This is a genomic window from Fluviicola sp. (assembly GCF_029266855.1).
In the GTDB taxonomy this organism is placed as follows: Bacteria; Bacteroidota; Bacteroidia; order Flavobacteriales_D; family Crocinitomicaceae; genus Fluviicola.
Map to the genome: position 1 here is coordinate 1,107,610 of NZ_JAQSWB010000001.1, position 26,366 is coordinate 1,133,975.

The 26,366-nt window shown below is 38.9% G+C and carries 25 protein-coding genes and 1 tRNA gene; 7 read left to right on the plus strand and 19 right to left on the minus strand.

Annotated elements, in window-relative coordinates:
- Positions 1 to 24 precede the first annotated feature (24 nt).
- A complete protein-coding gene (locus K0S23_RS05080; RefSeq protein WP_300355185.1) occupies positions 25 to 1,389 on the plus strand; it encodes an aldehyde dehydrogenase in 1,365 nt (454 codons plus the stop codon).
- A gap of 108 nt (positions 1,390 to 1,497) precedes the next feature.
- Positions 1,498 to 1,794, plus strand: coding sequence for a hypothetical protein (locus K0S23_RS05085; RefSeq protein WP_300355188.1), 297 nt, complete (start codon positions 1,498 to 1,500; stop codon positions 1,792 to 1,794).
- A gap of 91 nt (positions 1,795 to 1,885) precedes the next feature.
- Here K0S23_RS05085 and K0S23_RS05090 read toward each other — a convergent pair whose 3' ends face one another.
- The 6 genes from K0S23_RS05090 to K0S23_RS05115 form a co-directional block, all read right to left on the minus strand.
- Complete coding sequence (locus K0S23_RS05090) at positions 1,886 to 2,449, minus strand: AraC family transcriptional regulator (RefSeq protein WP_300355191.1); 564 nt, start codon at positions 2,447 to 2,449, stop codon at positions 1,886 to 1,888.
- Positions 2,450 to 2,722: 273 nt separating this feature from the next.
- On the minus strand, positions 2,723 to 2,875 hold the full coding sequence (locus tag K0S23_RS05095; protein ID WP_300355194.1) for a lmo0937 family membrane protein: 153 nt from the start codon (positions 2,873 to 2,875) through the stop codon (positions 2,723 to 2,725).
- A gap of 161 nt (positions 2,876 to 3,036) precedes the next feature.
- A complete protein-coding gene (locus K0S23_RS05100) occupies positions 3,037 to 3,474 on the minus strand; it encodes a peptidase M23 (protein ID WP_300355197.1) in 438 nt (145 codons plus the stop codon).
- A gap of 227 nt (positions 3,475 to 3,701) precedes the next feature.
- Positions 3,702 to 4,529, minus strand: a complete 828-nt coding sequence (locus K0S23_RS05105; RefSeq protein ID WP_300355357.1) for a hypothetical protein — start codon at positions 4,527 to 4,529, stop codon at positions 3,702 to 3,704.
- A gap of 112 nt (positions 4,530 to 4,641) precedes the next feature.
- Entirely contained in the window at positions 4,642 to 5,490 is an 849-nt protein-coding gene (locus K0S23_RS05110; protein WP_300355199.1) for a thioredoxin family protein, read from the minus strand.
- Positions 5,491 to 5,667: 177 nt separating this feature from the next.
- The gene (locus tag K0S23_RS05115; protein ID WP_300355202.1) at positions 5,668 to 6,339 is read right to left on the minus strand and encodes a hemerythrin domain-containing protein; all 672 of its coding nucleotides are present in this window, start codon (positions 6,337 to 6,339) and stop codon (positions 5,668 to 5,670) included.
- A gap of 254 nt (positions 6,340 to 6,593) precedes the next feature.
- On the opposite strand from K0S23_RS05115, the gene K0S23_RS05120 reads away from it, so the two are divergent.
- Positions 6,594 to 8,327 carry a VWA domain-containing protein gene (locus K0S23_RS05120; RefSeq protein ID WP_300355205.1) on the plus strand — a complete coding sequence of 578 codons (1,734 nt, stop codon included), beginning with the start codon at positions 6,594 to 6,596 and terminating at the stop codon, positions 8,325 to 8,327.
- Between the two features lie 11 nt (positions 8,328 to 8,338).
- On the opposite strand, the gene K0S23_RS05125 is transcribed toward K0S23_RS05120, so the two are convergent.
- The 4 genes from K0S23_RS05125 to K0S23_RS05140 all read right to left on the minus strand — a co-directional run bounded on the left by K0S23_RS05125 (position 8,339) and on the right by K0S23_RS05140 (position 11,655).
- Entirely contained in the window at positions 8,339 to 9,094 is a 756-nt protein-coding gene (locus tag K0S23_RS05125; protein ID WP_300355207.1) for a 3D domain-containing protein, read from the minus strand.
- 100 nt (positions 9,095 to 9,194) lie between these two features.
- A complete protein-coding gene (locus K0S23_RS05130) occupies positions 9,195 to 9,899 on the minus strand; it encodes a hypothetical protein (RefSeq protein ID WP_300355209.1) in 705 nt (234 codons plus the stop codon).
- Positions 9,899 to 10,741: an ABC transporter permease subunit gene (locus K0S23_RS05135; protein ID WP_300355212.1), complete on the minus strand. Its 843-nt coding sequence runs from the start codon at positions 10,739 to 10,741 to the stop codon at positions 9,899 to 9,901. The genes K0S23_RS05130 and K0S23_RS05135 overlap by 1 nt, the downstream gene beginning before the upstream one ends.
- Positions 10,741 to 11,655, minus strand: a complete 915-nt coding sequence (locus K0S23_RS05140) for an ABC transporter ATP-binding protein (protein WP_300355215.1) — start codon at positions 11,653 to 11,655, stop codon at positions 10,741 to 10,743. Before K0S23_RS05140 ends, K0S23_RS05135 begins: the two co-directional genes overlap by 1 nt.
- A gap of 270 nt (positions 11,656 to 11,925) precedes the next feature.
- Between K0S23_RS05140 and K0S23_RS05145 the strand changes: the two genes are divergently transcribed.
- On the plus strand, positions 11,926 to 14,103 hold the full coding sequence (locus K0S23_RS05145) for a T9SS type A sorting domain-containing protein (protein WP_300355218.1): 2,178 nt from the start codon (positions 11,926 to 11,928) through the stop codon (positions 14,101 to 14,103).
- A gap of 101 nt (positions 14,104 to 14,204) precedes the next feature.
- Here the strand turns inward: K0S23_RS05145 and K0S23_RS05150 are convergent, their stop codons facing one another.
- The 8 genes from K0S23_RS05150 to K0S23_RS05185 all read right to left on the minus strand — a co-directional run bounded on the left by K0S23_RS05150 (position 14,205) and on the right by K0S23_RS05185 (position 23,083).
- Complete coding sequence (locus K0S23_RS05150; RefSeq protein ID WP_300355221.1) at positions 14,205 to 14,600, minus strand: hypothetical protein; 396 nt, start codon at positions 14,598 to 14,600, stop codon at positions 14,205 to 14,207.
- Between the two features lie 298 nt (positions 14,601 to 14,898).
- A complete protein-coding gene (locus K0S23_RS05155; RefSeq protein WP_300355224.1) occupies positions 14,899 to 15,519 on the minus strand; it encodes a response regulator transcription factor in 621 nt (206 codons plus the stop codon).
- Positions 15,516 to 17,510: a tetratricopeptide repeat-containing sensor histidine kinase gene (locus K0S23_RS05160; RefSeq protein ID WP_300355227.1), complete on the minus strand. Its 1,995-nt coding sequence runs from the start codon at positions 17,508 to 17,510 to the stop codon at positions 15,516 to 15,518. Before K0S23_RS05160 ends, K0S23_RS05155 begins: the two co-directional genes overlap by 4 nt.
- 680 nt (positions 17,511 to 18,190) lie before the next feature.
- Complete coding sequence (locus tag K0S23_RS05165; protein ID WP_300355230.1) at positions 18,191 to 18,610, minus strand: hypothetical protein; 420 nt, start codon at positions 18,608 to 18,610, stop codon at positions 18,191 to 18,193.
- Between the two features lie 511 nt (positions 18,611 to 19,121).
- Positions 19,122 to 19,868, minus strand: coding sequence for a LytTR family DNA-binding domain-containing protein (locus K0S23_RS05170; protein ID WP_300355232.1), 747 nt, complete (start codon positions 19,866 to 19,868; stop codon positions 19,122 to 19,124).
- Entirely contained in the window at positions 19,855 to 21,555 is a 1,701-nt protein-coding gene (locus tag K0S23_RS05175; protein WP_300355235.1) for a tetratricopeptide repeat-containing sensor histidine kinase, read from the minus strand. Before K0S23_RS05175 ends, K0S23_RS05170 begins: the two co-directional genes overlap by 14 nt.
- An 82-nt stretch (positions 21,556 to 21,637) precedes the next feature.
- Entirely contained in the window at positions 21,638 to 22,066 is a 429-nt protein-coding gene (locus K0S23_RS05180) for a hypothetical protein (protein ID WP_300355238.1), read from the minus strand.
- A 396-nt stretch (positions 22,067 to 22,462) separates the two neighbouring features.
- On the minus strand, positions 22,463 to 23,083 hold the full coding sequence (locus K0S23_RS05185) for a class I SAM-dependent methyltransferase (protein WP_300355241.1): 621 nt from the start codon (positions 23,081 to 23,083) through the stop codon (positions 22,463 to 22,465).
- A gap of 527 nt (positions 23,084 to 23,610) precedes the next feature.
- Here K0S23_RS05185 and K0S23_RS05190 point away from each other — a divergent pair.
- The 3 genes from K0S23_RS05190 to K0S23_RS05200 all read left to right on the plus strand — a co-directional run bounded on the left by K0S23_RS05190 (position 23,611) and on the right by K0S23_RS05200 (position 25,039).
- Positions 23,611 to 23,683: transfer RNA gene (locus K0S23_RS05190), tRNA-Lys, on the plus strand.
- Positions 23,684 to 24,099: 416 nt separating this feature from the next.
- The gene (locus tag K0S23_RS05195; protein WP_300355243.1) at positions 24,100 to 24,699 is read left to right on the plus strand and encodes a hypothetical protein; all 600 of its coding nucleotides are present in this window, start codon (positions 24,100 to 24,102) and stop codon (positions 24,697 to 24,699) included.
- Positions 24,700 to 24,736: 37 nt separating this feature from the next.
- A complete protein-coding gene (locus tag K0S23_RS05200) occupies positions 24,737 to 25,039 on the plus strand; it encodes a hypothetical protein (protein ID WP_300355245.1) in 303 nt (100 codons plus the stop codon).
- A 171-nt stretch (positions 25,040 to 25,210) separates the two neighbouring features.
- Here K0S23_RS05200 and K0S23_RS05205 read toward each other — a convergent pair whose 3' ends face one another.
- Entirely contained in the window at positions 25,211 to 26,125 is a 915-nt protein-coding gene (locus K0S23_RS05205; protein WP_300355247.1) for a hypothetical protein, read from the minus strand.
- Positions 26,126 to 26,366 lie beyond the last annotated feature (241 nt).

Genomic DNA, 26,366 nt, shown 5'->3' on the forward strand with positions numbered 1-26,366 from the left:
TCATTTTTCCACTAACTTACTCTCATGAAAGAAATCCTGGAAAGACAACGAACATTTTTTAATTCGAACCGAACCAAAGATTTGGATTTCCGGATTGAAGAACTTCAGCGTCTCAAAACACTTTTATTGTCGAACCTGAATCGATTGAACGAAGCCATTTACGCTGATTTTGGCAAATCTCCTTTCGAGACCTTTACGAATGAATTCGGGTTGGTCTTTCTGGACATCGATGAAGCCTGCAAAAAACTCAAATCCTGGGCAAAACGCAAACGGGTACGAACTAATTGGGTGAATTTCCCTGCCAAAAGTTACATCATCCCGGAACCTTTGGGTGTTTCCCTAATCATAGGAGCTTGGAATTATCCGTATCAATTATCACTTGCTCCTGCCATAGCAGCAATTGCTGCCGGGAATACGGTCATTTTAAAACCAAGCGAATTACCTTCCCATACGAGTAAACTATTGGCTGAGCTTATCAACACCCATTTTGATCCGGCTTTTTTCCACGTGGTAGAAGGAGGAGTTAATGAAACAACTGCTTTGCTGGAAGAGCGCTTTGACAAGATTTTCTTCACCGGCAGCACAACAGTCGGACGGATAGTTTACCTGGCTGCAGCACAACACCTCACTCCCGTAACTTTAGAATTGGGCGGGAAAAGTCCGGCTATTTTTACCGAAGGGGCAAACCTGCAAATGGGTATCCGGCGATTGATATGGGCAAAGTTCCTGAATGCCGGGCAAACATGCATTGCACCTGATTATGTGCTTCTTCCGAAATCAATCAGGGAGGAATTTTTGCGCCTGGCGAAAGAAGAAATCGAACGTGCCTCCTACTCCATTGAGAACGGAAACTATGTTCAGATCATTAATGACCGGAATGTAAGTCGTCTATCCCAATTGATAGACAGCAAAAAGGTTTATTCAGGCGGGAAAATTGATCAGGAGAAACGGATCATTGAACCCACTTTGATGCATGAAGTTACTTTTGACGACCCGATCATGCAGGAAGAAATCTTCGGCCCGATCCTCCCAATCCTGACTTACGACACCCTGGCTGAAGCGATCAGTGAAATCAAAAAACGCGAAAAGCCATTATCTTGTTATATTTTCACAGGTAATCCTGCCCTCAAAAACAAACTCCTGAATGAACTTTCATTTGGAGGAGGCGCAGTCAATGAAGCAATTATGCACATCTCGAATAGTCGTCTACCTTTTGGCGGTGTTGGGAATAGCGGAATGGGTTCCTATCATGGAGAAGCAGGCTTCAGAACGTTTTCGCATTATAAAAGTATTTTGGAGAAAGCAAACTGGTTCGAAACAAAACTCAAGTATTCTCCCTACTCTGAGGGAAAACTGAAGTGGATTAAACGATTAATGGGCATGAAGTAAATAAAATCGTTCAACCTGTGAATGATATAAAAAACTTACTGTTTCCCGTAGTGCTTTTTGTTTTCAAATGCCTTAACTTTCAAAAGACAGATCTTAAAAACACGGATTATGAGCGCAAAGAAATCAAAAAACACGGAGGAAAAGTCCAAAGAAGAATTTCCCGGATACCCGGTGTATCCTACCAGCGAAGATATTTATCACACTGACAAGGAAGAAAAGGACCTTGATCCGGAAGATATCACTAAAAAGAAATCTTCAAATCAATCTTCTATCGATAAAAACTTGGATGTTCCCGGCTCTGAATTGGACGATGAGCAGGAAGATATTGGAAATGAAGATGAAGAGAATAATTATTACAGCTTAGGTGGTGATGAGCACAATGACCTGGAAGAAGACAAAGGCTGATTTAAGGATTCTGTTACCATTTCATAACGGAAGATGCCAGAAGAGTGTTTTGGATCGATTTGGTTAGGTTTGGAGGCGATCTAAACCAAGTCTAGATCGTCTCCAAAGCGTTTCTTTTGTAATTGTACTTCAATTGCTTATAAAATGAAGGTGAAAATCCTGTGATCTTTTTAAACTGATTGGATAAATGTGCTACGCTGCTGTAATTAAGCTTATACGAAATCTCCGTCAAATTCATTTCATCGTACATTAAAAGCTCTTTTACGCGTTCCACTTTATTCATAATAATGAATTGCTGAATAGTGATTCCTTTTACTTTGGAAAACACATTCGACAAATAGGTGTAATCGTAATTCATCTTTTCACTGATGTAATCCGAATAATTCACTTTTGGTGTTTCATCCAGGTAGTGAATCATTTCGATGACTACTCCCTTGATTTGTTCGATCAGAATACTTGTTCTGTCCTCCAAAAGCTCCAATCCACATCTGGACAGATTCCTTTTGAGTTTCTCCCGAACTTCTTCCGAGATATTCTCTCTGATCTCCACCATTCCCAACTCCACTTTAGCGGGATGCAAACCTAAGTTTGCCAGTTCTTCTTTCACGACTATCTTACAACGAAGACTTACCATGTGTTTTATAAATAACTTCAAACCACTAAATTTTAAATTAATACTAATTCTACTTATTTAGTTATTCAGGTCTCAAAAATTCAGGTAATCTTTATCAAATTGTATCCGCTATAAACTTTGTAATGCTTTTGAATTAATGTTAAGATATAACGAATAATCCTAGCAGCAAAACTCATTAGTTATATTTTATAATTATTTCACACTTTCTTAATTCCGCAATAAATACCATCCACATAAAAAAAAGGCCATTCAACAAGAATCTTGTCGAATGGCCTCTCCATATTTCAGGTATTGCTAATCTCTTCTACCAGGGATTAATTGGAGTACAATTGCAATTAATGCAATTACTAATATTAAATGGAATAATCCTCCTGTATGGTAGCCAAAGTATCCGATGGCCCAACCTATTACTACAAGAATTGCTATAGTGCTCAAAATTGTTCTCATGATCGTTGTTTTTAAATGGTAAATACTATTTCCGAAATCGGAACCCTGTTAGTCTGCAACTGATTTTTATTTTCATTTGATAAAAAAAGAGTCCGCCCGATGGTGGACTCCTTCTTAAACCAATACTGAGAATAATTTATCCCAATCAATTGTTATTTGTATTATTTTACGTTGTCTTTTCCTAAATCTCTAAAGGCTTTTCCAAGTTCGTCCATATCATTATTGAACTCTCTTTTAAATTCCTGCCAGTTTTCTCTGTTGTTGCTTTTGTAATCTCTGATTCGAGCCTCCATTTCCTCATTGCGTTTTTGAAGTTCATCAATCCGTTCGTTTCTGCGTCGGATAGCTTCCGCCCTGTCGTTAATTCGCTGCTCTCTTAATCTGGCAATCTCCTCTTTGTTATTATCGATATCTGTTTGCATTGACTGCCGGTAATTTTCAACCTCCTCTGCGTATTCACGCTGTGCCTGGTCTAATTCTTCCTGTGCATCCCGAACATCCTCTGCAGCCTCATTCACTTTCTCTGATTTCGTCTCGGTACAACTTGCAAGAATGATTACCAAAAGTGATAACCCCAAGCGGATTATTCTTCTTTTCATGACTATCTAGATTAACAATGAAATTTTGTTTCCATCTACTACAAATATGCATGATGAGATAATTTAAACCCTTACACGATAAAAACAAATTGTTGCATATTTTACAGAATACGCTGGATGTATCAAAAAAAGCGTTTGCCTTTCGACAAACGCTTCTCTCTAGATAGAACCTAACAGTTACTATTAGTCAAATTAATAGTAATTGATGTTACATACCTAAATAAAACCTATTCTTCGGTTCTGTTAATAATATTAATTACCTCATCACGCGATTTATTGAGTCGGGTTCCGATTTTATCCAATAACTGGTTTTCTTTTCCAGGTTCGAATTGTAAATCGGAATCTGTTAACTGGCTGTACTGCTCTTTCAATTTAGAAGATTGTTTTCCCCAGTTACCTGTAATTTCAAAAGGCGAACTATTGTCCGAATCACTGGAAGCCTGGTTTGTGTTTCTGCTGGAACCTTGTTCCGATCCCTCCTGACCTGAACCATATTGACCACTCGAATCTTGTTGACTACCGGAACCATACTGTCCGCTGGAGCCTTGATGACCACTGGACCCTTGTCCTGAATCTGGTTGACTGGAACCATATTGCCCGGAAGAACCCTGACCTGAATTTTGTTGACCAGATCCCTGTCCCGAACCATACTGACCGGAAGAACTTTGTCCTGATCCCTCCTGCCCAAACTGTCCGGAACCTTGTGAACTTTGATGACCGGTAGATCCTTGTCCTGAACCTTGTTGGTTTCCATATTGTCCTGATCCCTCCTGACCAAATTGTCCGGAACCTTGAGAACTTTGATGACCGGTGGATCCTTGTCCTGAACCTTGTTGGCCGGAAGATCCCTGTCCCGAACCATACTGACCGGAAGAACCTTGACCGGAGCCTTGCTGGCTGGATGAACCATGCTGACCGGTTGAGCTATGTTGACCGGAACTTTGCTGACTAGTGGAGCCTTGATTTGTTGTGCCTTGTTGACCGCTGGAGCCTTGCTGAGAAGGATTTTGACCTGATCCTCCTTGATTTTGATTGTTTTCTTCTTTTGTCGACATAACTATTATTTTTTAAGATTATTACCCTGTTTCTTACAAAGGTCTTTTCTTAACAGTTAAATCTCATTACAGAAAACCGGTGTTTTTTTACATAAATCTCACTTCGAACAACTTACTTCAAAAACTGACTTTTCACATACTCCAAATAATCCGATTGGGACGGCAAATCCGGAACATTACATTTTTGAAGATAAGGATAGATCTCTACAACCATGTTTTGCATGATTTCAAAATTATCGGCAGTTTTCGCTTCCTGGTAAGTCGTCATGAAATAATCATTGATCTTTCCAAGATAAGCATCCTGATTTTTCACATTTTCCTCGTCATTCAGGAATTGTTTACTCAAGGGTGATTTATAATCGTGAACTGCGCTCTTAAAGACTTGCAGCTCTACAGGATCTTTTAAATCCAGATCGGGATATTTCCGGTAGTATTCTGCTGCATATTTCCCTAATGAATCATGTTCGTTTTCTGCTAATACCTTCACATATGCCTTTAAATCGTCTTGTTTCTTCTTAGACTTCAGATACGCTTTATTTGCAGTAAATACAGGATTTGCTTCCGGGTTTATGATGTCTTTTCCTTTTGAAAGTAATTGTTTTGCCTGCAAAGCTCCTACAACTTTTCCAACCAAATCTCCGCTGGCATTAAAATATAAAAGTGTCGGATAAGCACTGATACCATATTTCTGCATCACAGCCGGTCCGTCATTTTTCTCTCCGTCCAGTTTCAAAGAAATGAAATTCGCATTGTAATAAGCTGTTACTTCCGGATCAATAAAGGAAGTGGCCGCCATTTGTTTACAAGGTCCGCACCAGGTTGCATAAACATCTACAAACAATGGTTTTTTCGCCTGTTTTGCTTTTGCAAGTGCCTCATCCAATGTTCCATGTTCAAATTTAATTTGACCAAATGAACAAGTGCTGATCAATACTATTATGGTAAGGAATGTCAGTTTCATTTTTAAGATTTTTTGTTGAAGTTACGAAAAGACAAATATCAAGCCAAATTCGAAGTTCAAATAAAATAACTTGTCTTTGGATTGCTATTTTTTTACTTTGAAGCGATTTCTGAATTTCCCGAAATCCCAATGTCCCAATATTGGGACGAGGCTGATTATCATTCACTTACCCATCAATCACCCTAACAAATGGATTTCCAGCTCCACCAAACGCGGCAAAAGTATGTCGTCTTCCAAAACTGCATGAACCGCAAGGTCTTTTTCAAAGTGCTCCAATTGAGTCAGAAAAATGCGGAAAGCCAAAGGTGTTTTCAATCCTGCAATATTCTCTGTAATCTTATTTCTTACCTCATTCAAATCTTCCTCCAGGTTGGAGTGATTTTCGAAGAACTGTTTCAGCGTAAAATTACCGAAGCGTTCGCGATCAATAGGTACTCCTGTTTTTTGAAATTCAAGTAATGATTGAATATAGGGAAACAGGAAAACTTCCTCATACTGAATATGGGCCACTAATTTTTTCTGATAGGAAATAAAGAAGCCGCACAACATCAACAATACATTATCTGAATTTGTCTGTTTACTGTATAAATTGTAGATGGATTGCTCAATTTCCGGAAGCTTGGTGTTCAGGTAAACCCCATGTGATTTTTTGAGTGACCCCAGCAAATCTTGGATTGCTACTTCCTGGATCAGTTCTTTTGGAAATTCCGTAAGCCCTTCCCTGGCTAAATCTATCAACTGATTCAAAGCTTCTTCCGAAGAATTAAAAGCAGGCATATTATTCAAACGTTCATTCAACAAACGGTTTGTCAAATCAGCCCCCAATTCAGTCTTTTGCTCTTGTTTCATTTTCAGTTGCGATTTGTAATAATCAGCTAAACAAATGTACAATCGGGAACTTGTTCAGGCAATACCATAAATATGGTAAAGCTATTTATGAAATGTTAATTTTTCAGTATAAAAGATATATCACAATGGTTTCGCTTTTTCCCTCGTTGCTACTACACTGACGTTTACCTTCGGTGCACACTTCCCAAGTGTGGTAACTCTGTCTTTCCGCCGCGGCGGACTTTTTCTTATCTTAGCATTCAGTTTCTTTACAAATGAAAGTAATCCTTTTGATTCTTTTTTTAGCACACGCTCACTTGTTACTTTCCCAGGGAAGAAACGAACAGGTCAGGGAATTGAATAACATCGTGGAGCTCATGAACGCTTTTAGCCGCTGCAGCCAGGATTGGTACTTTGATGCAGTACAATTGCAAAAGGCACTGCACAGAAGTTCCGAAAAGATCAATGAGAATTACTTTTATTGCAGTAAGACTCAGCACAGCGGACTCGTCTCCTATTCGGGAATTGAAGTGGTTTTTAGGTTCAAAGAGATTACTCCTACTGCTCAAAATCAGATTCCGGCCTATCAAGCCGATTATCTTCCGTGGCTGGAAGCCAAAGAACTGGTACTGAAAATGCTCGCAAAACCAAAGAGCAATTTGATTTCCCTGGCACCTTCCATAAACACATACCTTGCTTCAACGGACAGTTTGTACCTGGCTCACACGGAATTGAATACCTATATCTCTGAAAAAAAATTCCGGACTGATCCTCAATTCAAAGAAGCAAAACGGATTTTAAAAAGTCACGATCGCTGGTTCAAAATGTGCTACCTGAATTCCATGGAACTGGACAATAAACTGGTGAATTATTGCAATTTCCATTATCCTCCTTTTCAATCACATAAAGAATTGCAGCAGGGACTTCAGGAATTGAATCTTACCATGAATCTCTTAACGGCCTGGGAAAAGGAGTTGTACCGGGAGAATCTGTCAAGCAATGCAGCATACGATACCAAACTCAGGATCCTGAATGCTGAAGGATTAAAAAACGATTCGCTTTATCTTTATAAAACACGGGGATATGGAAAATTAAACAGCGGTTTTTGGCTCCATACCCGTTACCGCACTTTTTATACTTCCATGCAGAGCGGAATATACTGGTTTGCCTCATCCAAACCTTCATCCGAACCCTGGTTAAAGAAATCACAGCAGGCTTATAATGATTTCGTACGTGGCTACAATTCAGTGGTGGAAGATTACAATGATTACATCGAAATCGGTGATGGATTGACTTTCAGGAAAACTTCTTCCTGTTGCCTTTCCCCTTCTGAAATTGACACCAATCAGAATGTATTACTGATGGCGCCTAAACTGATCTGTAAATTTGAATATTCTGAACCACTTATTGAGACAAACCTTACGGATTCAACTCCTCCCGGATTGAGTCCCGATGCACTCTTGGTCCATAACGCACAACCTCATCATTTGGTATACTTGCTGGATGCTTCATCTTCTATGAATGAATCCGGGAAATTAGCTCATTTAAAAGAACATGCAAAAAGCCTGGTCCGGATCCAGCGGGAAGCAGACCGGATTTCAATCGTCACTTTTTCAGGAAAATCCGAAGTCTTGCTGAAGTCAGTTCCCTGTAATCAGAAAAAGCACATTGGGGAAAAAATTGAGCATATCCAAGCTTTCGGACAAACAAATATCCGGAGCGGATTAGAAACGGTTAAAGATCTTCTTTCTTCGAATAAATTGGAGCAGGGTGTGAATTCAGTGCTTCTTTTAACAGATGGTGAATTTCCCCTGAGTAACGAAACCAAAACACTTATCAAAGATCTGAAGTCGGAAGGGATCAGTATCTATTTTGTTTACCTTGGAAAAAGACTGAACAAAAAGAATAGCAGGTCAATGGAACGCACTTATTCGGATTTGGGTATTATCTTCTACGATACCAATACGATCGATCTGAAAGAAGCCTTGTTGAAGATTGCTACTGAGTAAACTTAGACCTCTTATTTCGTATGTAATTCCGTCAATGTATTGATGATGCTCGTGTCAGTAACAATTACGGCTTCAAACGTTTTGCTTTCATTGGACCTAATGACTTCCGGAAAAGGATTTCCCGTATAAATTCCCGTAAAAATATCGATGTGATTTCTTTTAATCGCCCCGCCCGTATCTCCTGCAAAAAAATAGCCATCGTGAATTGCCTGTTCGCCATTTGGTAAATTGACTAATTTACCTTTTACTTTGGGAATATAAATCACTGTTCCGTATGGAATGACGTTCTTATCGACGGCTACTGTACGAAAGGGAATTAAGCGGTAATTTTTCACTCCGTCGCCAAATCCTTCTGATTTTGTCCAAAGGGTTCTCCCCCAGCTTTCGACCCGCAACTTACTGGAAGCATATTTTTTACAAGCCCTGCAATTCACAAATAAACTATCACCCGACTGCGCAAAGTTGATCACGCTTATTATTCCCGATGAGTCTTTTACGTAAGCTGTTCCTTCTAGTGCTGCTTCACAGAAATCACAGGTATCTGCATACAAACCTGAAGGCCCGCCATTGGCATAGACAATCGGAATTGATCCACCGGATCGGAACTCGTGTATATAATATTGGGTCGACCAAAGTGTTAAGGGTGTTAAAAGCGCATTGTTTTCAGGCTCCGGAAAATTGAAATCTTCTTGTGAAGTTTGTGCGAACAAACCCGAACCGATTAGGAACATAAACATAACAGCTGCAGCTTTCACTTTTAAATTCATCCTTTCTATTTTCAGTAAAACCCAAGTTTAAGCAAATAGTTACTGAACAGCAGCTTGTTAAATACAAAAAAGTCTAATTTTCATCAGACCTTTTTACAGCTTATTCAGACTTCTTCTTGTCTTTAAAAAAACTGTCGCTGAGACCTGTATTGACGGCATAGTCACTCAGCGTGATCGTTATTATTCCTTTCGACTTCGGTTTGGACTTGGTCTTTTTCTTATCGGTTGAAGTTTTGTTGATATCTGCAGCAACACTTTTAGGCATCTTGAATTTCTTTACATCGATTTCAAACTTCAGTTCGCTTGGTAAACCATAACTCAATTGTGCGCCGTATTTGAAATCTGTTTTAACAGTTCCATTGCTTTGCGTTGTGACCTGGGAGCGTATGATAACCGAATTCTTCTGGTCTACCCAGATCTTAGCAAGGATAATTTCCCCGGAACTGGAATTCGGGATGATATTAATCAGACGTGTATCTATATCGCGGATTCTTAATGAGTCTCCGAAAACAGCTGTGTATTTTGACTTTTCCGACAAAAAGGTGTTCAGTTCTGTAAAACCTTGTTTGGGCAAAATAGTAATCCCTTTGGATTCGATCTTAAATTTATCCTTCTGCTTGAAATAGATCTTCGCTTTCGAAGGCATGATCTGGATCATCGGGATATTTGCATCGATGTGCGCCTTCACCGTATAATCTTTTACAGCAGCTAATTTCGCATTGATTTTTTCAATCAGGTCCTCAGGCTTCTGTCCGAAAGCCATAAAACTCAAAGAAAACAAACTGAAAACAAGTATTTTTCTCATTAGGATGTAATGTCTTTTTTGTTAAACTTTATCAATGTAATTCCCACCAAAAGCACGATGTGTGTCAGCAGTATTATAATGGAATTCATTATTTCGTCAAAAGGAACCGGCTGCTCAAAGAAACTTCTCCAGGAGGCCATGTGGGTCGTAAACAAATATGGCTTGATGGAATCAAACACACTGACATCCAGGCTTCCGATAATGGTGAAAACGATGATGATTGCCATCGTGGAAACAATTGGCCCGATGGAATTTTCAGCAAATGCCGACAAGCAAATCGAAAGAGTGGCAACGGTCAATAAGGATAAATAAGCTACGCAAAAAGCCAGTCCGAAGCGCCATAAAATATCTGCTTCAGGTAAAATCACCAGTCCATCGCTGTTCAATACCATCAAATCCCCGGAACCGAAAACCAAATGCGACACGAACAGGGATAAAAAACCCAGCCATAATGTGATAACCAGCGTATAAATTGCACCGGCAATGAATTTGGAAAGTACGATTTGCGTTCTGGAAATCGGTTTACTGGCCAGCATGCGGATGGTACCCATTGCAGCTTCTCCCGAAATCAAATCTCCGGTCACCAGGGCAATTAAAAGAGGAATATGAACCACGAGCATTTGCAGGATGATAAAGGCAATCAGGTTTCCGTTCACCAGCTTTCCATTGAACGAAAGTGTTTGTTCGAAGGATGCTGTTACAAAAGAAACCATCGATTCACCATCAGCCTTCATAGCAAAAATGATAATCCCGATCAATATCGTCAAGGCACCCAGTCCTAAATAACTGCGCGGTTTTGAGACGATCTTAATGAATTCGTTATACGTGTTTTTTAAAAGCATCAGGACTGAATGGTTTTAATGAAATAATCTTCCAGTTTACGTTTCGGTTCAATGGAATGCACAGCAAATCCAGCCAGCACTAATTCTTTTGTAAGATTAGGAACAAGCTTTTTGGATATGAACACTTCCAGTTCCGTAGGAGAAATTGCACTTATTTCCTGTGGATTAAATTTTGCTTGCAGGAACTGAACAGCCGATTCTGACCGGTCCACTTCGATTCGTACAACCGTTTCTTCACTGTTGAGCAATTCATCAACGCTTCCTTCAACAAGTGATCTCCCCTGGTTGATGATCACCATCCGGTTTGCTATCAGTTCAATTTCCGAAAGCTGATGTGAAGACAATAAAATGGTTTTTTGCTGTTCGTTCTTCAAACGGAGAATCAGGTTGCGGATCTCAATGATTCCCTGTGGATCCAATCCGGTTGTCGGTTCATCGAGGATAATCAGTTCCGGTTTGTGCAGCAAGGTTTGTGCAATACCCAGGCGCTGTTTCATACCATGGGAAAAACCCTTCACTTTGTGTTTTGCACGATCACCCAATCCAACAAAATCGAGCATTTCAAGGATCTCTTTTTTTGAAACGCTTGCTCCCGAAATACGTGCAAAGATCTCAAGATTCTTTTGTGCCGACAAGTATTTGTAGAAATCCGGCTTTTCAATGATGCTTCCGATATTCCCGAGAATTTCTGAACGGTGTTTCGTCAGTGATTTGTCAAACAATTCAATACTTCCGCTATCCGGACTGATCAGGGAAAGCAAACAACGGATCGTAGTACTTTTTCCTGCTCCGTTGGGTCCCAAAAAACCAAACACATCGCCTTTATTAACTGTGAAAGAAACGTTCTTGACTGCTTCGAAGGAACCAAATTTCTTGGATAAATTCCGGACCTTGATAATGGTTTGTTGTTCCATAAACCTTAAACAGAATTAGTTGCTTTTTAATAGCAATTGTGCTCCTAAAAAGACATTTTAAAATTAAGCATTATCGCGTTTCGCTAAATCGTAATTTTCAAAAATTCGGTGAATGGTACCTAGGAAGTTTTAGTGGAATGGATGATTCTTTACTTAAGAACAAAAACACGCACCAGGCCTACTATTTACAACCCAAGGGGTAACCCCTGATTTAGCAATTCAGGCAGTTTACATGGTTCAGAAAGTCTAGATTTACCCAAAATAATAAATATGAAAAAAACTTACTTAATTTTAAGCATGCTCGTCGGCATGTTTGCCACATTCAACACTTATTCCCAGACCTATTCAAGTTATGGAAGTACACCTACAAATGACAACTATAACTATGTCAACAACTCCAACGACACCATGTATTACACATTTAATTCGGTTATTGGTGGGGCTTATGAAGATGCAACTCTAACTATCGACGGAAACGCATATTTTTACCCGGGTGGTTCTTACAACGTTTATGGCCCTGGATCGGTACTTGTGGGGAATTTTACCAATCCTGCTTACTATGACTGTAATGTCTTTTCGGCTGTAATCACCATTCCTTTCGCAACTATTAATTCCTATGGAGGAAGTGTAGTCTACAAATTTGTACAACAAGGAACTGTGTATCCTAACTGTGATGAAAACAAGTTACGTGCTAAACTTCAATACAATTATTGTACAACAGGTGTTCCGGCACAGCAGGCAAGTTTTTCATTTACTGATAGTCTGTTTTGTCAATCAAATGATCCGGTCAACCTGACAGGATCACCTACCGGAGGTATTTTTTCGGGAAGTGGAATCACAAACGGTGTACTTGATCCGTCCGGCTTACCTTTTGGAATTTACTATGCAACTTACACCTTCACGGAAGCAAACGGATGTTATACACAAGACAGTACAAGTTTCACTGTATTTGAAAATCCGGCAGATCAATCTATGACTGCGTGTGAGAATATGGCTCCCATCTTGAATACAGGAAATATTTCAACAGTATACGCTACAGATGCGAACTTATCTAACATGATTGGGATCGGAACGAACGTTACTCTAAACCCGATTACAGTTAATCCAACAGAAGTGTTTTCGGCTGTGGTATCCAGCCCTTATTATTATGAAATGAATTCCCTTGACACAAGTAATTATCAAATGGTTGATCACGATGACCTTAGTGGTGATGACCGCGGAGGAATTGCAGTTACCGCGAATTACGTATACATTGTTGGTGATGATGCTACTGCCCGTTATGATCTGGATCTGCAAAACGGTACCGATTTTCAAAAGCGCGATGGAATCTTTACTGACTTAGCACAATTGAAATTGTATACGCTTTACAATACGACAGCACCGTTTACGCCAAACTCCGATAACTTGGACGGATTTACCATGAATGCTTTGCGTGAATTGAATGAAGACCTGTCATATGGCAGTGAAATCATTATGTTGTCTCAACCTGTCACAATCGGCACACAGGATCAGGCTGTTATTCTTGCAGGTTACAATGAACTGATCGTTGGATCAGCTTACGGCAACCAGGATTTTTATCATATCTCTATTTTAAATGGAGTGGTAACTCCAATGGGGCAACACGAATTAAACGTATATGGTTCAGAAAACTGGGCTGATTGGGGAATGACAGGATTTGACGGAACAGATCGTCATGCTTATTTCAGAGATGAGAATGATTCTATTGTTGATTTTAATTTTACAACAGGTACGTACACAAGTATCCTGCCCATTACCGATTTTTCAGATTTATCAAGCTTTATAGCACATCCCGTGAATCAACGTTTTTACGGACACTATGAAAGTAGTACCACCACTTTTGGAGGTGGGCAAGAAAACTTATTTTACTTCCAAATTTCTGATTCTGCATCACGATTAACTGCAACACCGGCAAATTACGCTTGTCCGAACATGATCACTTTTACATTCAACACACTTGATTTAGGGGCTGATACAACGGTATGTTCAGAAGATGGATTGTATATTCTTCCAGGAGGAAATGGTTACAGTTCATATACATGGAACGGTGTGAATAACAATTTCAACTCTTACCCGGTGCAAGCTTCAGGTGAGATTGTTTTATCTGTTGTTGACAACACTAACTGTACACTTACGGATAGTATAAATGTAACAATCACAGAATGTACTGCGGGAATCAACGAATTGGCAGGAACATCCATGCAGATTTATCCGGTTCCGAATAACGGAACGTTCCAAATTACATTTGATGCATTAACATCAGTATCTCAAATGATCATTGTGGATGCACAGGGGAAACAAATTGCTGAGAAAACCATTTCACAAGGTGAAACTACAGTTGCTATGAACCTTAGTGTTGAACCTGGAATTTACTTTGTTCGTTTGATTTCCGAAAACGGGACTTCGCAACGTGCAATCAGTATTCAATAAAATACACTAACTAAAAAAAGCCGGTTTGTTCTTCAAACCGGCTTTTTTTTCCCCCACCCAGTTCCAATAAAATTGGATTCCACTATATTATTATGAGTTAATCACCTTGTCACATAGATCGTTTCGCGCTTAGTACCGCATAAAAAATAATACGTTCCAACCGGCCACGATTCCGTTTCGATGAGTTGTGTACCGCGAATAGTTCCCGAATACATTTCTTCTCCCTGTGTATTGATCAATTGAAATTTCATTGCCTGTGAAGCTCCAAGCACTTCTAACACGAGGTAATTTGAACTCGGATTATTGTAAACATACATGCTTACCGCAGCTGCCTTATCTGCATCAGCAGTTTTTGAATATTCATCTGAAATGAACGGATTAGCAGCAAGTACTGTTTCCTGTACCAATAACCGCATCGGGATTGGCACGTGTTTTTGAGCGAAAATAAACGTGTTACTGATTATTGCCATTAAAACGATTGAGATAAAACGTGCCATACTCCTTGATTTTTAAATGAACTATTCCACTTTGATGATTTCGGAAAGGCAACAACTATACCATGCCAAAATACAATTCATTCAGAGGAATCAAATCACCGGTTAGAATCAGTTTAAATCACCCGATTCTCTTGTATGAAATAAGTAAAACCTGCGTATTCGTTACATACGCATACATCAGGATCTTTTAAAAGAAGTATAAAAAAACACCGGGACAAACCCTTGAAAGCAGTCTTTGAAAATTCAAAATGAAAGTGGGATTTTCATAATGAAAATATACGGCTTGATATTTCGCGAATTATTCTAATCCGTTCTTCATTGCCCATTTAAGCAATACGTTTTTTTCTTTCGGCAAGCCCAGCTTTTCAATGATATTGGAGCGGTGGCCTTCAATTGTTTTTTCGGAAAGAAACAGCATTTCAGCGATCTGCTTACTTGTTTTTTGCTGCGCGATCAATTCTATGATCTTCCGCTCGGAAAAGGTTAGCTTATCCAATTCACCGGTTCCGGTTTCACGAACGCTTACCAGGTCATTTAGCAGGGAATCACTAACGTATTGATTTCCTTTCGCCACTTCCGACAAACAATTTTTCAGCTCTACCTGGGCATGTTCTTTCAGGATATAACCATAAACTCCATATTCTTTCGATTTGTTGTAAATGGTCATTTCGTTGTGCATTGTCAGAAGTATAACTTTTGTTCTCAGCTTCAATTCATAAACTTTCTTGGCTACGTCCAGGCCGTCCAATGCGGGCATATTAATATCCAGGATAGCAATATCGGGCTGGCGAAGCTGAATCATGTTCAGGGCCGAAACACCATTCGCACAAGTGGCAATAACCTGGTAACCGTAGGATTCGACAAAACTTTGTGTTCCCTGGAGTGTAAACGGATGATCGTCTGCAATGATAATAGTCATTCTGTTTTCTTTAAGTCAATAGTAATTATAGTTCCGTTTTTATCGGATTGGATTTTGGCCTGGCCTCCGATAGCCTTACTTCTTTCAATAATATTATGCAAGCCGAAAGCATCTTTCCTGGAAAGCGTTTCGGAAACATTGAATCCCTTTCCGTTATCTTTGATCTGAATTTTCAACCCTCCTTCGCCTTCACGAATGATGATCTTCGCCGCAACGGCTTCTGCATATTTGATGATATTGGAAAGTGCTTCCTGTATAATCCGGTAAACCTGCAGTTCATCTGAAACTGACAGGGAGCCGCTGTAAACAATATCGGAAGTGACCATTAGTTGGTTCACTGATTGCGCGCGATCCAGCAACTGATTAATACTAGCTGATAAACCCACTTTTTCAAACATTACCGGGTGCAGGTTCCTGCTGATACTGCGAATGTCTTTTATAATAGAATCAATCTTTTCGCCCGCTGAAGGAGTACTCTCACCAACGGAATGCTTCAAATTGAGTAGTTCGTGACTCACGCTGTCGTGCAGATCGCTTGCAATCCTCCGGCGTTCTTCTTCGGTTTTATCAAGGAGCTGCTTCGTATATAGCTGTACCCTTTTATTCTCTGTTTGAATCTTCTTTTGCTTTTGTTTGGATAAAACAACCACAATTACCAAAAGCAAGCCCATCAACAGGGAGATCAATAAAGCAATGGTCGCCTTCCCGTTTGAAATGGTTTCTTTCTGAAAAGCAATTTGCTCTTCTTTTCGTTTAGTCTCATAGAGTTTATTCAACTCCAAAGTCTTTGTAATCATTTTTTGACTGCTGATTCGGTTCTCTGCTTGTTTCAATTTTTCTGAAAACACATATGCTTTTTGATAATTTTTCGTCAATACGGCATTCTCTTTCAATACCTGGGCAAAAGCAGCCTGATTTTGATAATCATCCTGTTCCTCAACGGCATACAAGGCTTTTTCGATCAATTCAATATCCCGGATCCCTTCTCCAGCTTTGATCTCATAACTTGCTAAAGCGATATTGTAATCGGCATCTGAAGCAGCTGATTTTAATTTTTCTACGCTGATCTTCATATCTGAAAGAATTGCCTTTGCTTCCGAATAACGGCCCTCATGCAACAACATATCTACATAAAAAGAGGCAAGCGCCACCTCAAGTGACTCATCCTGAATCTTACTTCTGATAAATAAATGATAGGTCGAATCAATTAAGTGAAATTGCTTCGGATCATCCATTTCCTGGTACAGAATGATCTTATTGTGCAAGGAAACCAGGACATTGCTCGAATCGTTTGCACTTTTATAATTGCTCATGGCTTTATCAAAATACACTTCTGCTTTCGTGTAATTTTTCAGAGAAAGGCTCACCATCGCCATGTTATCGTAAATCCCTCCCCTTCCGACATAATTATCTGTTTGATTGAACAATGCCAACGCTTTCGAGTTGTATTTAAGTGCTTTTGCATGTTGTCCCATTGCGAAATAACAAAAAGCCAAATCTCCATACCCATAGCCAACTTCACTACAGGTGGCTTCATCAAAAGGCTTATAAGTAGTCAGCTTACGAAAATGTGGAATTGCCAAGCGGTAATTGGCCTGGTTGACGTAATAGTTTCCAATGTAGGATTCCACAAACATGGTTTTATGCCAGGGAAGTTTCTGCTTATATCGTTTTTGGAAGGATCGGACCGTATCAAGTGTGCTTTTCTGAAAAAAGGAATAATACATCTCCTGTTCGGTTAATTCTTCTAATCCACTAGCCGCTTTTTTATAGTTTTTAAGCTTCAGTTGTTTGGCATAGTAGTTTTGAAAGACAGAGTAATAATTTTTAGCGTGAAAATTGGAGCGCTCGGAAAGCCATTCGGATGTACTGTCTGTCTTTTTTGTCGTGACCTTATGATAAATGATTTTATCGGGTGTTTCCTCGCAAGCGCAAATCATAAGCACTAGTGGTAACACATACATTAAAAGTTTCTTCAGCCGATCATTCATCCAATGAGAATTTGAACATAAAAATACCGGTTTGAAACGGATCATTGATCGTTCTGCCTAAAATCTAGGGTTTCCCCCTAGATGATAAAATATTCGAATGACGGACATTTGTCATCTGCCAGGATGTATTCGTATGTCAGGGACAGGTGCCGCCCTTACAGCGTCCGGAGTGGTAATCGGAGCGCTGGGGGTGGTACAATGATCCAGACCGGGGAATAAAAGTAACGGAATGTATTATTTGAAAATAGTAAATGGAACTGAAACAATCCGTTTTGTAAAGAAATAAACCGACAACCCACATAGCTACTACTTATAGCGTAAGGGAAAATCCTCCGTTGGCCCGGCCAGCGGGGGATTTTGAATTTAAGGGTATATCCGGATCATTTGTAAGGGGTGTAACTATTGAAGTTCACACGAGGCTTTCCTGGAAAAGGAATCAGTAAGGTTTTGCTTTCCGGCAAGCTGCTGAAAATTAAAAAGGGAATTCTATTATGGAATTCCCTTTTTGTTGTCATTCAGACAATCAATTACGCATTTGTTAGCAGGTAAAAAGCTTTTAAAAAAGCAGAGGCCGCTACCGCCTCTGCTTCGCCAGTTAAGATAATTAGGCGCTGTTGTTGTAGTTTTTGTTTCAGTGAATAATGGTGGCCTTTTATTTTATAGTGAACAGTGGGCAATTTTTATATCATCGCTTTTTCATTATTAATTTCCTGTTGAAGCGTGTTAATTGCACCTTTCAACTGGTGGATACAACTTCTATTCGGAAATTGATCCATTATAGATTCCGGAAAGTCTGATGGAATGTCCATCCCGTTTGCATAATGTAAATAGAGCACATAATAGTTTTTCAAATATTCGTTTTGAATCGATATGTATGTATTCACAGTATTCATCTGGTTCGCAATAGCTGTCATGAGCAACTGCTTGTATGACCTGTCCGGAAACTTATTCAAATGCTTTTGAGGAAAATCAAACGACAACATGCCTCCGTTTGAATAATGCCAGTAAAGCTCAAAATAACACTCTAAATTTCTGATCTCAGCAAGAACCATTTTCGAATCAGGAATCGGCGAAAGTCTTCTATCTGCAAGTGTTTCCATTTCTCTTCATTTTTAGTCAGCAATCAATTCAAAACTGCTTGTTGACTGAGACAAGTATAGGGCAGTTATTCGTAAGATTTCACACGAAATGTCACGAAAAAGGAAATCTGTGTCATAAAAAAGGAAAAATGAAGCATGAAATAATATGATATTATTCCCTGTCTGTATTTTAGGCTAAATAACAGACTCCTTTTGCGGAAGAAAATTTTGCTTTTTTGAAAAGTTTGAACTGCGGCTACAATCCCGATTACACGACACGAAGATTAGAACCTTATCCTACAATCTGTCACCCGTTCTTCAATTAATGTTATGGAAATAAAAGCCTGCTGTTACGGCTACCGATCCCGGAAAGTGCTTGTCATTTGGGATCCTGATCCCGTCTTTCCGTGGATAGGTCAGTAACGGAAGGCTGCTTGAAGGCCGTAATCGGGATAAAGGCATTTTTGCCCTACTTTTTTTGCCTTGGAAAAAAGTAGGTTATAAGAAAGGTATTCCTAAGACAATCTGGTCCTTACTTAATAATATTGAACTGGTTCAGCACCTCTTTGTAATGATCTCCGATAGGAACAAGGGATTTATTACTCATGACCAGCAATGCGTCGGAGGGTTGGATCTCCTCTATTTCGTGTGCATTGACTATGTGATTGCGGTGTACGCGGTAAAATTTAGCAGGGTCCAGCAAGTTGATGACCTTGGTCAGCGAGATTTGGATCACAAACTTCTCCGAACCCACAAAAATAGAACAGTATCGTTCCTCGACTTCTATGTTTACGATATCCGAAACGGCTACTTTTTTCAGTGAGCCCTTTTTCTTGATAAACAAAAACTCCGAACTGATAATGGTATCTTCTTCATCGCTTTGAAAGGTATCCGGCTGATCATAGAATTTCTCAATAGCCATTTCCAAAGCATACAGAACCTCGAGCGGATTAAACGGTTTCAACAAAAAGCTATAAGGCTTGGTCAGTTTTGCACGCTCAAAAATACTTCTGTCAGTAGAGCTTGTCAGAAACACAAATGGCCTGGCCGATTTAGGAACATTGTTCAGGGTTTCTGCAAAGGTTATTCCTTCGGGAACTCCATTGAGGAAAATATCAATTACAACAATGTCTACCTTGTTTGCATAAAAAAGCTGCAATGCTTCCTGGTGCGAACGTGCTACTCCTACAATATCAAATTGGCTTTCCGTTAAAGTATCTATCAATTTATCGCTTTCGGCAACCGTATCTTCAACAATCAGTATTTTAATCTTTTCCATCAGCAGCTTTTTTCAAAGTTACAATCATTTTTGTTCCTTCGTTTTGTCGGCTCCAAATATCCAGCGTTCCGCCGTTTTTTACCAGCATTGCTTTACATAAATTCATCCCCAATCCTGAACCGATTTCTTTCTCGTGGTCCTTTTTGGTTAGCTGAGGAGAATCACTTAAAAGCTTCAGCCTGGTGTCTTCCGACATTCCTTTCCCGGTGTCTTCCCATATAAAAGAAACCTCATTCTCATTCTCATTCTCATCCCGATAGCTACCGGGACTCACTCTGATACTTGCTCCCGGATTCGAAAACTTAATACTGTTGTCCATAAAATTACGGAGCACGATCTTCAGCGACTCCGGATCCGCAAACACTTTTACCGATTTTGGAATCAGGTTCTCAAAGCTGAGTTCCTTCTGGTTTAAAACCCCTTTAAAATTAAAGGCTACCTGGTCGATCAGCATACTTAAGCGGTGCTCTTCCTGCTTGAAATAACCACCCTCCGTTTGCAACAAAGCCCAATTCAGCAGGTTATCGAGCATGTTGTAGGTGTTTGTAGCAATTACACTGTTTTCCTCCAACTGATTTTCCAGGCTGGAATACTCCTGTTTCTCCACTTTATCCTTCAGCTTGCTGTTACTTGCACTTAAGGCATGTACGGAAGATCGTAAATCGTGGCTGACAATGGAAAACAATTGATCCTTTGTTGCATTCAACAGATCCAGTTCCTGTTTTTGATGCAGGATCACGCGCGAGCGCAGGATGTTCTGCCGGTAAAAGTAAGTTCCAAAGATAACAATGGCAGCAAGCAGCAATGCAGCGATAAGGTAAGTTGTTAATTCTGCCTGCTTTAATTTATTCTCCGTTTCCAGTAATTCTACCCGTTGCTGCTTATGGGCCAAAGCCAATCTTTTTTCGATTTGGGCAACCTCGTATATTTTATTCTGATCACTCAGGGAATCAACCCAGTTTTCGTATTCCTTCCGGTAATTTAGTGCTGCATCAAAGCGCTTTCTGTTTTCTTCGATCACAGCCATATTCAATGCTGCATTTTGCTTCATTTCAACTGAACCGTATTTTTTCGAAAGCAGGTATGCTTTTTCAAAATATACAATAGCCTTTTCGTCCTGGTATTGTTCGTAATAAACATTTGCCAGATCCATATAAGAGGAAATAAGCGAAACATAGTCCCTTCTTCCAGCAATTTTTTGGATAGCATTCAAAAAGTATTTTTCTGCTTCAGGATAATTTCCCAAATGCAAATAACAAACTCCAATATTGTGGAATAAAGCATCCACACGAATCATTTTGAAGTGATTTTGATTGGTCGTATCTATTCTTACAAATATTGACAAAGCTCGATTATACTTTTCTTCAGAAAGAAAAATTCCGGCTTTATTAAATTGGACCATCGTATAGAAATCGAAGCCCTTGCGTATGAAATTGAATTCCTCCAGGGCATACTTGAAAATGCCTTTTTTATGAAAAGCTTCTCCCCGGTAATAATGTATGAAATCGAGGATTTTCGGATCTTTAACCTGTTGAAGTAATTGTTGGGTATTTACCAAAACGGAATCCCATTTTTCATTGCGCGCAAAAACAATTGTTTTAGATAAGAATACCAGATTCGGATCATTTTTGGCTAGTTCACCGGCCTTTAAATCTATGAATAGATTGCTTTCATCCCGTTTGGCCATCAGGGTTGACGAAATCAAAAAAAGTGTCCCGAACAGAGACACTTTAATCAGGTTTATCAATTGATTCAAACGACACATCCCTTTAAACCTCGGTTGTTCTAACAGAACTAACTGTTCCTCTGGAAGTTTTTGGGCCAGCTAAACAAACAACCATAGTAAAGACATTTAAAATACCTCCCAAATCTATCGGGCTTCCTGCTCCATCTACGGCACTTGCTTTAAACTGGCAATTTACCTGCTTGTATGTTCCTGTTGATTCACAATCATAAACTAAATAGAACTCCAGCCGTTTGGATCGTCCGCCAGAATTATAATATTGTTTAACCGTCACCTGATCAGCTTGCAATTCCGTTGGGATCATGAATGACAAAACAACCGTTAAATACCCAGTAGTATTAGAATAGGCCGCATCCACATTAAAAGTGTCCGTCAAAGGATCTCCAGTAGTGGGGATAATGGGCATCATGACTGGCTGGACAGTATAAGTCTGAATGATTTCTGTTGTAGACATAAAGCTATAATTAATTAAACAAAAGAGTTAGTTCCCAAATATCCTTTTTTTTACGCAAAGAAGAAAGAAGTTCTTTTGAAAAAGATGGAATAATTTAATTCGCGCCTTTCCCAAACCGACACATTCCATCTATAAAGACTTTCAGTTGCACTTTCAGAAAAAGTAATTGCATCTGCCATTGACTGTCAAATTTATCCGCTTTACTCAATTTCAAACCGCATTCGACACTTTTACTTCTGCATGGAAAAGAATGGAAGTAATTTAGCGCTCCCGAATGAGTCAATAGCGTTTCGTCTCGGCGAATTTCTCTTTCCGGATTACAACTTATAACAACAAATCCTTGCGTAATTAAAGAAAAAGCCATTGTCCCAAGCGGATGATGGCTTTTTCTTTGTATTAAATCTTTTTAAAACTGCAAAACACGAAATTCTGGGTTGTATCAAAAGGAGTTTGATGATCCACGGTAATGCATTTGATTTTTTCAAAAGATGCACTCACAGCTTCTGTCAAAGAGCTTTCGGAATATTGTTTGATCTCAATTCCACTGCACTTGCTTGGGCCATTTTCAGAAAAGGTTCCTAGCACAAGAACGCCTCCTTTCTTTATGTAACTATCTAATACAGAGCGGTAATTCGCAATATCGCGAACTTGCGTCAAAAAATGAAAAACCGCCCGGTCATGCCAAAAATCATAGTGCTCTTCCAATTCCAATTGGGTAGCATCCCCAACGATCCATTTCACCAAAGCTGCTTTTTCTCCCAATCTCTTCTTAGCCCTGTCAAGTGCATTTTCCGAAATATCTACTACTGTAATGTCGGTATATCCTGCAGCCAGTAAATGGTCTGCAAAGAAACTGTCTCCGCCCCCGATATCGATAATTTTTGCGTTTTTCTCTAGTTGAGCTTCTTCCAGGAAGTTGAGTGATGTTTCGGGAATTGGCTGATACCAGCTTACTTCGCTCAGTTCTTTAGTAGAATAAATAGTTTCCCAGTGTTTTTTTCTGTCAAAGTCGTTCATAAATCCTTGTCTGTTTCTTTTTAATTGTCAGTATTTGACTTGTTTTCTCAGACTTCAAAACTACCCATTCGGCTGTCATTTTCCTAATACCGATCTCCCCACCTTCACAAAATAACCTCGCTCAGTAAAAGTTGTAACCACTATGATTATTAACTATTATACGAATGCAGCCCATCCGAAATTTGAACTTTTTATCAAACGTTGGAATAAATACATTCATATCCTGGAGGAAAACGCGAAAAAAGAATAAAGTCTAATAGAAAGATGAACGAATTAATTCAAAAAGAGATTCATTCAACAAAAAATTGCTCAACGAGCGAAACAGGGCCTTGTTAAATAAAGGTTAAGAAAAATTGTACCTAATTTAACCCTTAGATTCAGCGTGTTAGCAGACTTGCTTCATTTTTTTGAGTTTTTTTTAGCAAAAGCTCTTGCATAAACACAAAAGATATCTATCTTTGCACCCGCAATCACGAATGAGTGTAGCGAACAAAAAATAAGGAACATCCTTCATCAGGATGCAACTCGATTCCGTAGCTCAGCTGGTAGAGCAATACACTTTTAATGTATGGGTCCTGGGTTCGAATCCCAGCGGGATCACAAAAAGAAAAAGAGCATTTGACGTAAGTTGAATGCTCTTTTTCTTTTTGCACTCTTCTCTCGCTCTGTTGCTCACTCTAAGCTCTTTTTCTTTAGTGTGAGAATTGAGAGTGAGAGCGGGATCCGTGATTGAAGCTTCAAGTTGGTTTCCTCCCTGCGAGGGAGGACTAAGGAGGGTGGTGAACCCTAAATCTCTCACAAACCATTGGTTTTAGCATATTTTTCTATCGAATCAAAGCGGTTCTAATCCAAGTGGCTTTCAGACTCAAATTTCTTTCCGAAATTTTTCAACACCCAATTGGTTTTCAAGATTATTGTGTAGTATTGAAACACAATAAAAACCATTCGCGAAAAACTAATGAAATTCATTGTAAAAATCGAGTTAATAGTAAGCCTAATCAATAAAATATCCAATAATGGGATGGAGAGAGAATATTAGTCCAAAGCGTGCCTGGAGAGGGGCTGTCGCAGCGTCCAGTTTTTTTGTTGTACTAGGAACTTATTTAGCAATATTATCTATTCACAATATATTTTTTCCCTGGACCAAAAGAGATTTTATTGAATTTGTTGGGACCTTAGAAGAAAGTCCAAAATTTGAAAAAGGAAAGAATCATAGCTTAAAAATAAAACTTCAAGAAGCCAAAGGATTTGAATTTACTATTGATGGTGATAACTACACGGTAATGAAAAACAGTGGGGGTATCGGAAGCTTGGATCACGGAAACAAAGTATCAGTACTAGTTGATAAGAGTCAATACTATGCTAAGATTTCTAAATCGATTTCTCCAACATTTTTACAACAAACAATAAATTGGAAATGGATTAGAGTTTATGAATTTAAAAGTGACGAACACACATATTTAGATTTGATTGAAGTCCTGGAAGAATTAAAACGTGTTGCAAAATTCTATTTGATTTTCGGATTTGTATGCTGGATTGGTGCCTATTTTTACTTGAGGTACGAATACCAGATTTATATGAAATCAAAACCGTTTAATATTACTAACAGTCAATAAACAAGTTAAAGTAATTGACAACAGACACAAAAAAACAATGATAAAGAAGCAGCTATTCGGATTATTGATATTAATTGGAATTATCAACGCACTCGTAATTATTATCGGTGCATTGACAGGCCCAAACACATACACTTTAGCGAATAATCTCTCGGGTCATTTTGATTATTTACTTTGTTTCGTGCCTTTAGGTTTGATATCTATTGCTTTAAGTTGGTGGCTTGTCGACATCTATCTGAAAACAGAAAAACGTTTAAATTATTTTGCTATAGCTTTTAGTGGAATTCTTGCAGACGCAGTTTTTGTAATTGGTACAATTCTATTCTCATCAGGACATTAACTCAATTACTGTTAATTCTAATCTTCCGTAACCATTAGTTTTATCCTGTTTTCCAAATATTTAATGGTTCGAATCCTGTTGGAGCTTTTACGAGGTGAACGAGTTGAAAATAAACGTTCCTATCTCACTATAAGTAATAATATTCAAATTTTACCTAGCTAAAATCATGGATTAGTTTCCAAATAATTTCTCCACATCGTCTAAGTTGGTGTCTGCCCATTTATAATACAACAATGCTGTGTCTGAATTCAATTCGCTGGCGTGCAGCATATCTAAAAACACACCCTGAGCGTTTCTGCTGTCAATTGATGAGCTGTAATCAACCTCATGATGGAAGGTAGTATTGAAAAATTGATCGACCCATTCGCTAGGATTGGATGAATTAACCATAAAATTACTGACAAAAGCGGATAATTTTTCTTCTTGAACCATTAGTTTTTTAGCTTTGAAATAGGCTGGCTTTCTTCTGGTTTCACAATGATAGTATTCAATATCTTTAGATTGTATTGTTTTAGTAGATGGACACCCAAAAATATCTACCAGCCCAAAGTTTTCCTGCTCAGTTGCTAATTCCAGTTCAGCATCCGATTCGCCAGCAATGGCTAATGTAGTACTTGTAGCTGTGGCACTTTCGGTTACTATATAAAGTTCTCTGAATGAAAACAAAGAATGGGTGAGTTTTATGATTAATTCTTGTTGTATATCATTCCAGTTACTCATCTTTATAGATACAGGTTCTTTAGCACGAAAGCAGAAACTCCCTTTATTCGCAAACTTCAGTACCTGTTTGCTAAATTCAAATTCTCCAGTGACGGCGCCTTGTCCACTCCATCTTCCTGAATAAGGTTTCGAGACACCATCACTGAAATTCCAGCTTGTAGCATTTAGAGTAATGGCTGTGCTCAATTTCACCTTTTTTGGATCAATGATTTCTTTGCGGTATAAGTTGCCCAGCAACACTATTTCTCCATTAATTATTTGGAAGTAATCTCCAGGAAATAGATTTTGATTTAATGGCTTTGTAGGTAGAAACCCTCCCGTTCTTAAGTAAAAATGCTGGTAAAAATTCTTGTAAATCTGATCCATAATGGTAAAAAAATGTCTAAATAAATTTTTCGCTGTAACAGAGTATGCTAAAGTTTAAAGGTAATAATATAATACTGTTTTATTTCTACAAAGGCCAACATAATCAATTGAATGTTTAGCATGTTTCAGAGCGAGAGCGAACAGAATAGGAGGAGAATTCTAAACAAATTCAATCATTCAATTTTCATTTTGAAAAAGCCCCTTCCAAAACGACCGCCTTGTTTATTTGGCATATACCCTC